12 protein-coding genes are annotated in these 13,810 nt (G+C 34.9%); 2 read left to right on the forward strand and 10 right to left on the reverse strand.

What is annotated here, in order from left to right; genetic code table 11:
- Window positions 1-7: 7 nt before the first annotated feature.
- The 5 genes from DQM95_RS06490 to DQM95_RS06510 form a co-directional block, all read right to left on the reverse strand.
- Entirely contained in the window at window positions 8-1,033 is a 1,026-nt protein-coding gene (locus DQM95_RS06490; protein ID WP_012658687.1) for a sugar kinase, read from the reverse strand.
- Window positions 1,034-1,106: 73 nt separating this feature from the next.
- Window positions 1,107-2,651, reverse strand: a complete 1,545-nt coding sequence (locus tag DQM95_RS06495) for an MFS transporter (RefSeq protein ID WP_037591838.1) — start codon at window positions 2,649-2,651, stop codon at window positions 1,107-1,109.
- Window positions 2,652-2,886: 235 nt separating this feature from the next.
- Complete coding sequence (locus DQM95_RS06500; RefSeq protein WP_046390309.1) at window positions 2,887-4,146, reverse strand: UDP-N-acetylglucosamine 1-carboxyvinyltransferase; 1,260 nt, start codon at window positions 4,144-4,146, stop codon at window positions 2,887-2,889.
- 185 nt (window positions 4,147-4,331) lie between these two features.
- The gene (gene metK / locus DQM95_RS06505; RefSeq protein WP_012658689.1) at window positions 4,332-5,519 is read right to left on the reverse strand and encodes a methionine adenosyltransferase; all 1,188 of its coding nucleotides are present in this window, start codon (window positions 5,517-5,519) and stop codon (window positions 4,332-4,334) included.
- A 321-nt stretch (window positions 5,520-5,840) separates the two neighbouring features.
- Window positions 5,841-8,024 (reverse strand): leucine-rich repeat domain-containing protein, encoded by a 2,184-nt coding sequence (locus tag DQM95_RS06510; protein ID WP_037591837.1) that lies wholly within the window; start codon window positions 8,022-8,024, stop codon window positions 5,841-5,843.
- A gap of 155 nt (window positions 8,025-8,179) precedes the next feature.
- Here DQM95_RS06510 and birA point away from each other — a divergent pair, with 155 nt between their 5' ends.
- Window positions 8,180-9,154 carry a bifunctional biotin--[acetyl-CoA-carboxylase] ligase/biotin operon repressor BirA gene (gene birA / locus DQM95_RS06515; protein WP_111685977.1) on the forward strand — a complete coding sequence of 325 codons (975 nt, stop codon included), beginning with the start codon at window positions 8,180-8,182 and terminating at the stop codon, window positions 9,152-9,154.
- Here birA and DQM95_RS06520 read toward each other — a convergent pair.
- From DQM95_RS06520 to udk, 5 genes are all read right to left on the reverse strand, one after another.
- Window positions 9,096-9,299, reverse strand: a complete 204-nt coding sequence (locus tag DQM95_RS06520) for a DUF3272 family protein (RefSeq protein ID WP_111685978.1) — start codon at window positions 9,297-9,299, stop codon at window positions 9,096-9,098. The two genes, birA and DQM95_RS06520, sit on opposite strands and share 59 nt — an antisense overlap.
- A gap of 51 nt (window positions 9,300-9,350) precedes the next feature.
- Window positions 9,351-11,018, reverse strand: a complete 1,668-nt coding sequence (gene dnaX / locus DQM95_RS06525) for a DNA polymerase III subunit gamma/tau (RefSeq protein ID WP_037591835.1) — start codon at window positions 11,016-11,018, stop codon at window positions 9,351-9,353.
- Entirely contained in the window at window positions 11,018-11,515 is a 498-nt protein-coding gene (locus DQM95_RS06530; protein ID WP_012658693.1) for a GAF domain-containing protein, read from the reverse strand. The genes dnaX and DQM95_RS06530 overlap by 1 nt, the downstream gene beginning before the upstream one ends.
- An 89-nt stretch (window positions 11,516-11,604) precedes the next feature.
- Window positions 11,605-11,886 carry a DUF1294 domain-containing protein gene (locus DQM95_RS06535; protein WP_037591834.1) on the reverse strand — a complete coding sequence of 94 codons (282 nt, stop codon included), beginning with the start codon at window positions 11,884-11,886 and terminating at the stop codon, window positions 11,605-11,607.
- Between the two features lie 5 nt (window positions 11,887-11,891).
- Entirely contained in the window at window positions 11,892-12,524 is a 633-nt protein-coding gene (gene udk, locus DQM95_RS06540; protein ID WP_012658695.1) for a uridine kinase, read from the reverse strand.
- A gap of 152 nt (window positions 12,525-12,676) precedes the next feature.
- Here udk and DQM95_RS06545 point away from each other — a divergent pair, with 152 nt between their 5' ends.
- Window positions 12,677-13,759 carry a DEAD/DEAH box helicase gene (locus DQM95_RS06545; protein ID WP_037591832.1) on the forward strand — a complete coding sequence of 361 codons (1,083 nt, stop codon included), beginning with the start codon at window positions 12,677-12,679 and terminating at the stop codon, window positions 13,757-13,759.
- The last annotated feature ends 51 nt before the right edge of the window (window positions 13,760-13,810 follow it).

Genomic DNA, 13,810 nt, shown 5'->3' on the forward strand with positions numbered 1-13,810 from the left:
TCTCCTTTTATCTTTTAATATCGTGTGAGTCCGAATGCATAATGGTATCAATATCATGTTTAGTGATAAAATTGATATCCCCTTCAATCGTATGTTTAAATTTGAAACAAGTCATTGCAATATCAAGTACTTCTTGTGCTGGTTTCTCCTCAATTAATCCGTGGATAAGACCAGCCGTAAAGGCATCGCCTGTACCGACACGATCCAATACTTGAATACCATTTTTCTCCGTTTGACAAAATTGTCCATCTTGATACAAATAAGCTTTCAATTGAAATTCATTAGTATGACTTGCTTCACGTTGAGTAAAAGCGATATTTTTCAAATCATATTCTTTCGCTAACAAATCAACAACTTTTTTTAACAAGCCCATATCTTTATATGGACGTTCTAGACCAAGTTCATCTTTCAAGTCTTTATTTTTACCTGGTAGAACTAGAGGTTCAATTCCTATACAAGTATCGGCTAATTTAACTAAAACCGACAAGTATTCACGAGCCTCCTGGAAAGAATGCCATAGACTATCTCTAAAATTCAAATCAAAAGAAACATGTAAGCCTTGTGATTTGGCTTCTGTCATTAAATATTTAGTGATTTCATATAAATCTGGAGTTAAAGCTGGTGTAATCCCAGAGACATGGAACCAATCTGCACCATCGAACACATTTTCAAAATCATAATCAGATAATTTACTCGTCCAAAAAGACGAATATTTACGATCGTATGTCACTCGACTGGCACGAATTGAAAAACCTTTTTGATAAAAATATAAACCAAGACGATCACCCGAGCGAATCAATGCCTCATGACCAATTTGATTTGAAAACAAAAATTGTTCAGTCATTCTACCTAGATCATTATCAGGAATAGCTGAAATCAATGAAACTTTATGCCCTAATTGAGCTAATGTTGCTAAAACGTTTAGTTCAGAGCCACCAAACTGACATTCTAAACGATTTGTTTGAATTAAGGTTTGATATTCAGGCGGGGCTAATCTTAACAAGATTTCGCCTAATGAAATAATCTTTTTCACACATTTCTCCTTTTAACCATTTTATCACTTTAATAAAAGAAACAGTTACCCAATGAGCAACTGTTCCATAAAACTAATCTTTTTTAACAGGATATTTCGTTACATCCACATAATCCATATCTGTCAACGGAACATTTTCAGCAATATCTTTAACACGTTGGTCAGAATCCGCAGCTTTCATGACTTGGATTTTTTCTTGAATGCGGATCATTTCTGCATGATCAAGTTTATAAAACTTCATCAAGAATAAAGCCGTTAATAAAGCAATAACAGGAATACCTACATAAAGGATGATTAAAGCCATTTTCAATTCTGGCGTTAGAGGAGTTTCAATTGTTGGGTAAGCTTTTGAGAAACCAATTCCAGCAAGAACAAATCCAATTACCATAGGTGCAAATGATGATGCGATTGAGTCAGTTAATGAGAAGATAGTTCCAATCATGCCTGAAACATAACGACCTGATTCAGAAGTTTCATAGTCAGAAATATCAGCACCCATTGTTAATACCAAACTAGCTGGTGCTTGTGAAGCGTAACGAGCAATAATGTTTGTTACGATGAAAGCAATTGTATAGAGATTAAGTTTAGTTAAGCTTAAATCGCCTTTACCACCCATAAATAGAACTACACCAAATGCTAATAAACCGACCAAACCAATTTGTAAGGCTTTAACATATGAGAAACGAAGACCTTTTTTACGAGCAATACTTGAAAAGACAATGTTAATTAAAACACCTGGAATAACATATAATAATGAGAATTGACCAGAGAGTGCGTAGTTACCAAATAAAATTCCAAATAAGATAACCATTACAACTGAATCTCCGAAAAATTGAACCGAAAATTTAACGAGTGCTGCTGCAATTGAAAGTACTTGAAGTGGTTTGTTTCCTTTAAGAACTTTCCAATAATCTTTCATACGAGTTTTTTGAGTTTTTTCTCCAAGTCCAAAGAACTCTTTTCTATCTTTACCCCAAATACCAATGATAGCAACAATAGCAAGGATTGCTGATATAACAATTGTTCCATAAATGAGTACATTGAAGAATTGTGGAGTGAAGTTACCAAATTTTGGAACCAAGAAACCTGACACTACAAATTGACCACCAGTCATTAGTGAAGTTGTCATTACTGCATCCACAATATTGAAAATTGGACGTTGTTTAGGATCATTTGTAAGAGCTGTTTGTCCAGCTTTAGTAATCGTTTGTTGCATTGAATAACCGATTTTATGAATGATCAATACAGCGATAAATAGTGGGAAACGCATGCCTTTATCTACGCCACTTAAACCAAGTAAAGCAATCAATGAGAATGCTGTAATGATATTACCAAGTGCCAAAATTGGACGGTATTTACCGAATTTTGTATCTGTTTTATCAATTAATATACCGATTGCTGGATCGATGAAGCCATCAAAAATACGAATATATCCCATTAATTGACTAACAAAAATTGCAGCAAGTCCTAAAACACCAGTTGAGAAATAGGTAACAAACATAAATGTAAATAGATATAAGTTTGTTGAAGCATTGTTCATTGCAAACATTACAAGCTGCCATGTTTTTGCTCTGTTATATTGAATGACCTCTTCACGTTGATCAATTGTTTTCTCCATGAGAGAAACCTCCTTATAGTGAGTTGAAATTTTGTAAGCGTTTCATTTACATCTTTATAATACTATTCATCTGATGACTTGTCAACACTTTTTATGTTTTTATTCTCAATTTGCCAAATAATCTGTCAAAAAAGCCTTTATAATCAATATTCATCTGATAACTTTCTTTTGAATAGTTAAAATCATCTGACTATTTCAGAGAATGGGAATAAAAAAAAAGAACTTTTCAGTTCTTTTAGTCTTCAATTAATTGAATGTCAGCTCCTAAAGCTTGTAATTTTTGAATGATATTAGAATAACCTCTTAGGATAAATTCTATGTTACTAATTTCAGTACGTCCTTCAGCCATCAATCCTGCTGTTACCAAGGCAGCACCTGCTCTCAAATCAGTAGCTTTGACTTGAGCTCCTGAAAGTTGATTTGGACCTTCATATGCAATTTTTCCACCAACTATTGAAATCTTTGCACCCATACGAGCCATCTCTGGAACATGATTAACACGTTTCTCATAAATCGTATCAATAATAGTTCCACGACCATTGGCAGTTAGCAATAATGGCGTCAAAGGTTGTTGTAAATCTGTGGCAAAGCCTGGGTATGGAGAGGTTTTAATCGAAACAGCTTTTAATTGCTCTTGTTTTTCAACAAAAATAGCATCTTCTTCTACTGTCATATGGACACCCATCTCTTCAAGCTTCGCAATAAAACTATCTAAATGTTCATAGAGAACGTTCGTAATGCGAACACCTTGACCAACAGCAGCAGCAAGGGCTATATAGGTACCAGCTTCAATACGATCCGGAATGACTTGATGACGAGTACTATGGAGACTATCAACCCCTTCAATAGTAATCATGTCTGTACCTGCGCCACGGATATGAGCTCCCATATTATTCAACAAAGTTGCAATATCAATGATTTCAGGTTCTCTCGCAGCATTTTCAATAACTGTTTTTCCTTCAGCTCTGGCCGCCGCCAACATTGTATTAATGGTAGCACCAACGCTGACTGTATCCATATAAATATGGGCACCATGCAAGCGTCCATTTGTTGCTTCTAGGTGCATGTTTTCACCTTCAAAAGATACCGTTGCTCCCATAGCTTCAAAGGCTTTTAAATGTAAATCAATAGGTCTTGGACCTAAATCACATCCACCAGGTAAACCAACTGTTGCTTTACCAAAACGACCTAATAGACTTCCATAAAAATAATAGGATGCTCTTAAACTGTTAATTTTACCGTATGGCATTGAAATACTTTTTACGGACTTAGGGTCAATTTCAAGAGTTTCATTTTCGTAACGAATTTTAGCACCCATAATTTCCATGATTTCAATCAAACTATCTACGTCACTGATTGCAGGAACCCCATCTAAAGTTATAACATCATCAGCTAATATGATAGCTGGTATCAAAGCAACCACACTATTCTTTGCTCCCGATACGGCAACTTCACCAGATAATGGTTTCCCACCATTAATAATAATTTTTCGCATACTTCCTATTCTTTCCTATACTAGAATTCAACCTTTTCATTTTATCATAATTTTATATTCAAGACAAATCTTTAGAATGGTTGATTCCATCACAATCTCTTAGAATTAATGAAGTGTCAGAACCGATAATAATAGAAAAAGATAGAAAATTTAATTTCTATCTTTTCAATAACTATCGTAAGGATTTAACCTATTAATTGTTTTAATGCCTCAACTTTATCTAGTTTTTCCCAAGGTAAATCAATATCTGTTCGTCCCATATGTCCATATGCAGCTGTCTGTTTATAAATAGGACGTTTTAAATCTAGCATTTTAATAATACCTGCTGGACGTAAATCAAAGAGTTGTCGAACCGCTTTTTCAATATCGGTTTCAGAAACTGTAGAGGTTCCAAAGGTATCAATGCGTACAGACACAGGTTGAGCCACTCCAATGGCGTATGCTAATTGAACTTCAGCCTTTTTAGCAAGCCCTGCAGCTACTATGTTTTTAGCAATATAACGAGCTGCATATGAAGCTGATCGATCCACTTTAGTCGCATCTTTACCTGAAAAAGCCCCTCCACCATGACGAGAGTAACCACCATAGGTGTCAACAATAATTTTACGACCCGTTAAACCAGAGTCTCCTTGAGGGCCTCCAATCACAAAACGACCGGTCGGATTAATAAAATACTTTGTATTGTCATCAATAAAAGAGGTTGGAATGACTTCTTTAATAACCTTTTCAATCACATCATGTCGAATAGTTTCTTGACTAACTTCCGGATCATGTTGAGTTGATATGACTACTGTGTCTACACGAACAGGTTGGTCATTATCATCATACTCCACAGTGACTTGAGATTTTGCATCTGGTCGAAGATAAGTAATGTCTCCTGATTTTCGAAGATCAGCTAACTTTTTAACTAATTTGTGCGATAAAGAAATCGGTAATGGCATCAATTCTGGTGTCTCATCAATTGCAAATCCAAACATCAATCCTTGGTCTCCAGCACCAATTAAGTTCAAATCATCTTTTTGACCCTCACGCGCTTCTAGAGCTTCATTTACCCCTTGTGCAATATCAGTAGATTGTTCCACTAGTGACGGATGAACCCCAACGGAATTAGCTGAAAAACCATACTCGGCATTAGTATAACCGATTTCCGCAATGGTATCACGGACAACTCGATTGATATCAACATAAGCTGAGGTTGAAATTTCTCCAAAAACATGGACTGATCCAGTATAAACAACTGTCTCCGCCGCAACGTGGGCTTCCGGATCCTCTGCAAGAATTGCATCTAAAATAGCATCTGAGATTTGGTCTGCAATCTTATCTGGATGCCCCTCAGATACAGACTCAGACGTGAAAAGTTTACGTTCTGACATAAAAAATGTCCCCCCTTTAATTAATTCAAATATCAGCTAAAACTTCATTATTCGAAGTCGAGTTACGACGATTTTTAGGAGATTCGATACAATCGACTAAAAATCTAGTAAGTCAACTAGGGAGTCCATATATGGACTGCTGTCAAATAAGGAGAGGCTTTGCCTCCGATATTTGTGTTGAGTTACAAAGAACCAGAAAAATTTTCTGCCTTTTCGGGACTCATTAACTTATCCATTATAACATTTTTTTTCAAATTGGCTAGTTCTATAAAAAAAGAGAAGCTTTCTAGCACGTATAGCTAAAAATCTCTTTTTAAAAGGTTATTCTTTTTTATTATTCTTTTGATTTTGACTTTCTAAAACATCATTTAGAGAGGGATTCCCCTCTATTGACCCTTCCTTAACCGCTGTAAAATGTTGAGCAACACCAAGGGGTATGTCGTTTTCATTTAATGTTAATTCCTCCTTTGGCAATTGATTATAACTGACATCTAAGCTTTTTACTTGCTGATTGCTTTCTTCAAGGTGTAAGCTCGAAATTTTATTTGATGCCACTCTTAATGTCTCCAAAGCTGTAAAGTCATTTACCCCTTCGAGCGATTCCAATGCATTATCAGAAAGATTCAAGAAAGTTAGTGACTCTTGTTTTTCCTTAATGTTTAAATGATTAACCTTATTTTCTTGCAAATCTAAAAATTGCAATTTCTTTGCTTTCTCAATGCCATCTAATTTCTGAATAGCATTTTTTGTTGCTGTTACTTCAGTCAAGTTAGGATTAGCTTCAAAAAAGTTTAAATCCGTCAAAGATGCTTTATTTACCGTAAGTGTCTCAAGAAGCGGTAACCTCAAAGTCTTTAAGTCAACTCCCCTATTTTCGGATAGATTTAAAACTTTTAAGTTTTCTTTGTCATTTAAAGGGGTTAAATCTCTGACCAGATTGTTCTCAATATGAACTTCTTGAAGCCTTGTTAAATTTTTCAATGGACTCAAATCTTTTATCTTATTATTACTTAATACTAAAAATTGTAAGTTTGGCAGTTCCGCTAATGGTTGCAATGTTGATAATTGGTTATCTGCGGCAGCTAATAGATTGAGTTGTTTATAAGGCGTCAAAAAGCTCAAATCCTTTAAGTTGTTTTGTGAAATATCTAATCCCTCAAGATTTGGCATGTACTTCAGAAAATCATAGATTTTAACACCAGTTGCTGTCATTAACAGTCGTTTTAATTTTTTAAATTGTAGAACAGGCTCCATATTTTTGATAGGTGTAAAGCCGATTCCTAAATTCTCTAGATTAGGTAATAAATGAAGTCCAAATCGATTCAAGGGGTCTTTTCGGCTTCCTAAATCCAATTTTGTAACTGTGGTCAACCACTCCTTCATCTTTTCCGGATTTTTTTCATTTGATGGAAATTCTGTTTTTGCATCATGGGTTCTAACAATATCAAGAATGACTTCTTCATCAAAGCCGATCTCCCTTAATGTATTCATGCCAATGCGATGCTTTTCCAATTCTTTGGCATGATGAAGTTGATGAGGATCTGGAATTGGTTTACCGATTTCGATATCTTCTAACATGATGACATGGCTATGATCATGATGAGGATATTTAAACCCAATTTTACCATCGTCAGTTTTGATTATTTCAATAGATGATAATGGTAAGGCCAATGATTTCGCTAAATATTCTATGGTCTTTTGAACCAAGTCCTCCTTGCTTGCTACATGACTAAGGGGAGTTGCAATTTCTCTTTTCTCATAAATTTTGACTATCTCTCCCCAACCTGTTTTCCTTAAATCATCAAACGAAATGGGATGAAGATGGTCATCGTGACTAACCAAAATACTATCATTTGTTTTACCTACAATTCCGCTACCATCAAATTGAAAACCATCAGAGGTAGCAAAATCAAGACCTGGAATTCCTTGAACATTAGGTTTGTAATGACTATCCCTTTGGAAATGACGGCCTTGATTATAGTTGGTCAACATAGGGGTCATTCCTAGACTAGATTTTAAAATATAATGGAAATGATCATCATGTCTGACAGTATAACCAAAAGCATCTTCTGCAACAATATCCTTTGGATTGAAAACATAATGATGCCCATGTCCATTTATCGATTCATTTGTATCACCTATTAAAGGTTTAGTTATTTGAACGCCATTTGGTATTAAATATGCAAATGCAGTCCCTTTCAAATCTTTATAAAAAATAAAGTGAGAATGATCTCCATGAGCAACAATAATTCCTGTGTCTGTTTTAGAAATGATTTTAGATTGCTTATCTAGTTTAAATCCATCACTAGTAGGATAATCAATACCAGCAATACCCTTATCTTTTTTCCTAGATTTATCATCACTATTAGTTGGGGATTTTGAAATCATTTTCTCATGTCCTGATTTTGTCATTGGTATTGACTTTGGTTGTGATAAATGAATCGCCAATGCAGTACCACAGGTTACAGTGATTCCAGCAACAAATAAATAAGTTTTTTTCTTCATTTTGCCTCCGATATTTTTGTTAACTAGTTAATTATATCAAGAAAAATAATATTTGCAATCTTTTTATTATTTTTATTTCATTTTAGTTTAATTTATCAAATGTTTTTTTATTGCTCTAACTTTAAAAATTGCTAAAAATAGGCTATACTATAGCTATGAAAACCACAGAAATTATCTATGACATTTTATCTCAACATAGCAGTGGGATTAGTGGAGAAGCAATCGCAAAGCAATTAAACATTAGTCGAACTTCTGTTTGGAAGGCCATTAAGTCATTAGAATCACAAGGATTAGTGATTGAATCCTCAAAACAAAATGGCTATCGACTATTGGAAGGCGATTTATTAATCCCCGAGATCATTGAAAAAGCCTTACAAATCCAAGTTTCTTATAATGAAAAAAGCATCTCAACACAAAAAGATGCTAAAGAAAACATTCTGACTAATCCCAAAACCCCACAACTTTATCTGGCTCCAAAACAAGAAATGGCTAAAGGTAGAATGAACCGACCTTTTTTTACTTCCGAAAATGGTGGCATCTATATGTCACTTCATTTAAAACCAAACGTTCATTATTCCGATCTTGAACCTTTCACAATGATGGCTGCTTCCAGTATTACAAAGGCGATTTCTCGACTTACAGGTATTGATACACAGATAAAGTGGGTTAACGATATCTATCTAGGGCAAAAAAAAATAGCCGGCATTATCACAGAAGCCATCACTTCTGTTGAAACCGGCTTAATAACCGACGTCATCATCGGTATTGGTCTAAATTTTTTTATAAAGGATTTTCCTGATGACTTAAATAGCAAAGCAGGATCTCTTTTTTCAGTACAGCCAACAGTTACGCGCAACCAATTAATTATCGAAATTTGGAAGCTCTTTACAGAGATCCCCGTCAAAGATCATATCAAAGTCTATAAGGATAAATCACTGGTCTTAAATCGACAAGTAACTTTTATGGAAAATGATACCCTCATCTCTGGAAAAGCTATCGCTATCACAGATGAGGGCCATCTGGTTATTCGTCTTGAAAGTGGGCAAGAGAAAATTTTACGTAGTGGTGAAATCAGTCTTTCTTCTTGGCAGCTTGCGCAGCTTTCAAGAGTGATTTCGAAAACTTGTTAATTAAATAAGCTTTGCGAAGATCTCTAATCAACAAAAATCCCCAAAAACCAGCAAATAGAAAATCCGATCCCATGAAGGCATCATTGAAAAAGTAAGTTTCAAAAGCAATAATGATTGCTAGAATAAAAAATTGTCTTATTGTCATAGTGTCTATTATACCAATAAAAAGAAAATTCTTCGAAGAATTTTCTTTTTTTTAATCCTCAATTGTTTTAATTTTTTGACTTAAGAAGTTAAAATTATCTGGAATAGCTACTTCAGGTTTATCATGACTTGTCTCAATACTTGTTGATTTCATCTGCATGGCAAACTCACTTCTTAATTGATTAAAATCAGACTTGGGTACTGCAAGGATGTTAGGGGAAAATCCTGCCGCCTTACTCATGATATTACCAAAAACAGCATTTAAATCCTGACGGTTCATGGCTTGCTCCGCGTTAAAGGCTGCTTCAAATGCCAAGATTGCATTTTCACTATTGGCAAGAACTGGTTCCGAACCTAAAAGTAAAGCACGATCCTGTGGTGAAATACTATCTAAAATTTCATTCCAAACAGATTTCAGGGATTCTAAATATTGTCGTGACTGTTCACTATCCTGTACAGTCTCTTCCATAATTCTAAAGATTTTCTGGCGATCCACTTTATAGGTGAATGTTTTTTTAACTGCTTTGGTAGGTCTACTATCAAAAAGAGGCTTATCTGCGGAGACCGTATTAAGTTTTTCCCGAAGAAGACTGACTTCTTCTTTTAATGCAGTGATTTCACTTGCTATGTTTTCTGGCACATCAAGCTGTTTCTCTTTAGGACGTTCCGCTAAAGCAATCGTCATCATTTCAGCATAAATTTTAGGGTGTGACCCTTTTTTTATCTCTGAAATGTATTTGGTTACTAAAGATATCCAATCAAAAATTTGATCAGTTGCAATCTTTAAATGATTGAAAAACTGTTCCGATTGGAATGACTGATCGCCTCCACTTTTAGCAATTAACAAATCTCTAAAATAAGTCAATAAATCGGTAGCAAAACGACTCATGCTTTTTCCATTTTCAAAAATCGTATTTAAACAAGCTAGGGCTTCTTGAGCATTACCCTCATAAATGTATGTCACATATTCATCTAAAGCTTTTATTGAAATAGAGCCCGTAATCTCTTCAGCCGTGCTTAGGTCCACTTGATTTTTGGAAGACAAACTGAGGGCTTGATCCAAGATAGACAGAGCATCTCTCATCCCACCTTCTGCTCTTCTAGCAATCAAAGATAGGGCTTCTGCTTGATAAGATAAACCTTCTTTTTCTAAGATAGACGCTAAATGATCAGCAATATCAGTCTGCTTTATCGATTTAAACTCAAAACGTTGAACCCGGGATAAGATAGTTGCTGGTATTTTATGAAGTTCAGTGGTTGCTAAAATAAATACTACATTTTCCGTAGGCTCTTCCAAGGTTTTTAAAAGAGCATTAAAGGCTCCTGAAGAAAGCATGTGAACTTCATCAATAATATAAACTTTATAGGTAGCTCTGCTAGGGGCATAAGTTGATTTATCCCTAATATCTCTTATTTCATCAACGCCGTTATTTGAAGCAGCATCAATTTCGATAACATCTTCTAGGCTACCATTCGTTATATCTTGACATAAATCACACTGATTACAAGGTTCTCCATTAACTTGATGTGGACAGTTCATGGCCTTGGCAAAAATTTTAGCCGCACTGGTTTTACCAGTTCCTCTAGGTCCAGAAAATAGATAAGCGTGACTAATTTTCCCAGACTCCACAGCCTGTTTCAATGTCGTTGAAATGACTGATTGTCCTACCATTTCAGAAAATGTCTGACTACGATATTTCCGATAAAGGGCTTGATACATTACTCTTTTTCTCCAAACATGTCAAAATGAAAATCAGTTTTTGAGAGGAATAAGCTTATAAATTGTTCTAAATAACGCTTATCCAATTCATCATAATCAGCAACTTTCGAAGAGTCTAAATCCAGCACCCCAATTAATTTCTGGTTTTTAAACATTGGAAGGACAATTTCACTCATTGCTGCTGCATCACAAGAAATATAATTAGCATGTTTTCTGACATCATCAACGATGATTGTTTTTCCTTCTTGTGCTGATTGGCCACAAACACCTTTTCCCAGCTCAATATGAACACAGGAAACTTTGCCTTGAAAAGGTCCTAAAATTAACTCTTGACCATTAAATAGATAAAATCCAGCAAAAACAGAGTTTGGAAGTGTTGTTTTTAGCAATGCGCTAGCATTGGAAAGGTTTGCCAAAGCATTTGACTCGTTAGCAAATAATGCGTCTGCTTGTGCTAGCATCAATTGATAATTTTCTTTTTTTAAGTTCTTATTCATGGCTTCTATTATAACACAAGTCAAATCTTAGTTAAAGAATACAAGGTATTGGACAAGAAAATCCCCTAAACAATGCGTTTAGGAGATCATTAGGATGTTTTAAAAAAATAAATATAAAGATAGTAGGCAGTTACGAAAATAACTGCAATCCCCAAATACCAAGTCGCTTGGAAATACCATTTTTGTGTTTTATGATGAAACAGTTTTCCACCAATCATAGCACCTAGCCCTCCCCAAAAAAGAGCCGACAACAATAAGGTTTTTTCAGAAATTCGCCAATTACCTTTAATGGCTTTCCGTTTATCAACACCATACATAACCAGAACAACAAGATTCCAAGTCAATAAAAGGCTTAAAAATGCAATAACCATATCTCTTACCTATCAATTTCTGCTAAAATACTTGCAATTTTAGTATTGATTAAATCAATGGCAACTACATTGCTGACACCTTCTGGAACAATGATATCTGCATAACGTTTACTTGGTTCAATAAATTGATGATACATAGGCTTAACTACCGTAGTATACTGTTCGATGATACTATCTAAGCTTCTTCCACGCTCCATCATATCACGTTTAATCCGTCTAATAATACGAATATCATCATCAGTATCCACAAAAAGTTTAATGTCCATTAAATCACGTAACCGTTCATCTTCCAGAACTAAAATCCCTTCAACGATAATGACATCTTGTGGTTCTTGACGAAAGGTTTTATCACTTCTAGTATGTGCTTTATAATCATAAACTGGAATATCAACGGGACGCCCTTTTAACAATTCCTTCAGTTGTTCAATCATAAAATCAGTGTCAAAGGCTAATGGGTGATCATAGTTGGTTTTGACACGTTCTTCAAAACTTAAATGAGCTTGATCTTTGTAGTATGAATCATGTTGAATCATTGCTATTCTTGCATTTGGAAAGCTGTCCAAGATTGCTCTAGAAACACTGGTCTTTCCTCCACCAGAACCTCCAGTCACACCAATAATAATGGGTTTTCTACGCATTTTACACTCCAAATCTAAAAAGTCTTCGGTATATTTTACCAAAAATTTAATGAATTAGCTATACGTATTCAACCTAAATCTTTGCTCCGCTTTTTAAGAAAGAAAGACAAAATCATGTTATAATGGATTGAAAGAAAGTAAAAGGATAAATCATGATAACAACATTCCCAAACGTTTGGCAAGAAAAATTACAACACTTAGCATTCAAAGAATTAACACCAATTCAGAAAGAAATGTTTACCCCTATCCTAAATAAGGAAAATGTATTAGGAATTAGTCCAACAGGAACCGGAAAAACCTTAGCCTACTTATTACCGAGCTTATTAAATATCAAAAGTCAAAAATCACAACAACTTCTCATTTTAGCACCAAATACTGAATTAGCTGGTCAAATTTTTGAAGTTACAAAGGAGTGGGCTGAGCCAATCAATCTAACTGCTCAACTTCTCATTTCTGGCATTAGTCAAAAACGTCAAATTGAAAGATTAAAAAAAGGTCCACAAATTATTATAGGAACCCCTGGGAGAGTTTACGAGTTAATTCAACACAAAAAAGTAAAAATGATGTCAGTTGATACCATTATTTTAGATGAGTATGACGAATTACTAAGCGACTCTCAAATTCAATTTGTTCAAAAAATCAGTCACCATGTTCCTAGAGATCACCAAATGATCTACATGAGTGCTACCAATAAGGTCCCAGTTCAATCCTTAGAGAAGAATACCAAAGTCATTGATTTATCTAATCAAGACCTCTCAGCTATTGAACATTTTTACCTTTCGGTAGACAAACGTGATAAAGTTGACCTCCTTCGAAAGTTTTCCAACTTGCCCGATTTTAGAGCACTCGTTTTCTTTAACAGTCTATCTGATTTAGGAGCAAGTGAGGAAAAGCTTCAATTTAACGGAGCCTCAGCTGTCTCATTAGCCAGTGATATTAGTGTACCATTCCGTAAAACCATACTTGAAAAATTTAAACAACATGACATCAAACTGCTACTAGCAACCGACCTTGTTGCCAGAGGTATTGATATTGATAATCTAGAGTATGTTATCAATTTTGAAGTTGCACGTGATAAAGAAAACTATATTCATCGTGCAGGAAGAACTGGACGGATGGGTAAATCAGGCCGAGTGATTACTCTTGTTAGCCATCCCGAAGATATCAAAAAATTGAAGAAATTCGCTTCCGTTTCTGAACTGACATTAAAACATCAAGAATTTCAAATAAAATAGAACCAGTAGGACTGGACTCGAAAGTTAGATGATAACTAACTTCAACTAGTC

Source organism: Streptococcus uberis (genome assembly GCF_900475595.1).
GTDB lineage: Bacteria > Bacillota > Bacilli > Lactobacillales > Streptococcaceae > Streptococcus > Streptococcus uberis.

Excerpts from the sequence above, each read along its gene's own strand:
- DQM95_RS06495 (WP_037591838.1), bottom strand. The coding sequence starts at position 2,651 with ATGGAGAAAACAATTGATCAACGTGAAGAGGTCATTCAATATAACAGA.
- DQM95_RS06500 (WP_046390309.1), bottom strand. The coding sequence starts at position 4,146 with ATGCGAAAAATTATTATTAATGGTGGGAAACCATTATCTGGTGAAGTT.
- metK (WP_012658689.1), bottom strand. The coding sequence starts at position 5,519 with ATGTCAGAACGTAAACTTTTCACGTCTGAGTCTGTATCTGAGGGGCAT.
- DQM95_RS06510 (WP_037591837.1), bottom strand. The coding sequence starts at position 8,024 with ATGAAGAAAAAAACTTATTTATTTGTTGCTGGAATCACTGTAACCTGT.
- birA (WP_111685977.1), top strand. The coding sequence starts at position 8,180 with ATGAAAACCACAGAAATTATCTATGACATTTTATCTCAACATAGCAGT.
- DQM95_RS06520 (WP_111685978.1), bottom strand. The coding sequence starts at position 9,299 with ATGACAATAAGACAATTTTTTATTCTAGCAATCATTATTGCTTTTGAA.
- dnaX (WP_037591835.1), bottom strand. The coding sequence starts at position 11,018 with ATGTATCAAGCCCTTTATCGGAAATATCGTAGTCAGACATTTTCTGAA.
- DQM95_RS06530 (WP_012658693.1), bottom strand. The coding sequence starts at position 11,515 with ATGAATAAGAACTTAAAAAAAGAAAATTATCAATTGATGCTAGCACAA.
- DQM95_RS06535 (WP_037591834.1), bottom strand. The coding sequence starts at position 11,886 with ATGGTTATTGCATTTTTAAGCCTTTTATTGACTTGGAATCTTGTTGTT.
- udk (WP_012658695.1), bottom strand. The coding sequence starts at position 12,524 with ATGCGTAGAAAACCCATTATTATTGGTGTGACTGGAGGTTCTGGTGGA.
- DQM95_RS06545 (WP_037591832.1), top strand. The coding sequence starts at position 12,677 with ATGATAACAACATTCCCAAACGTTTGGCAAGAAAAATTACAACACTTA.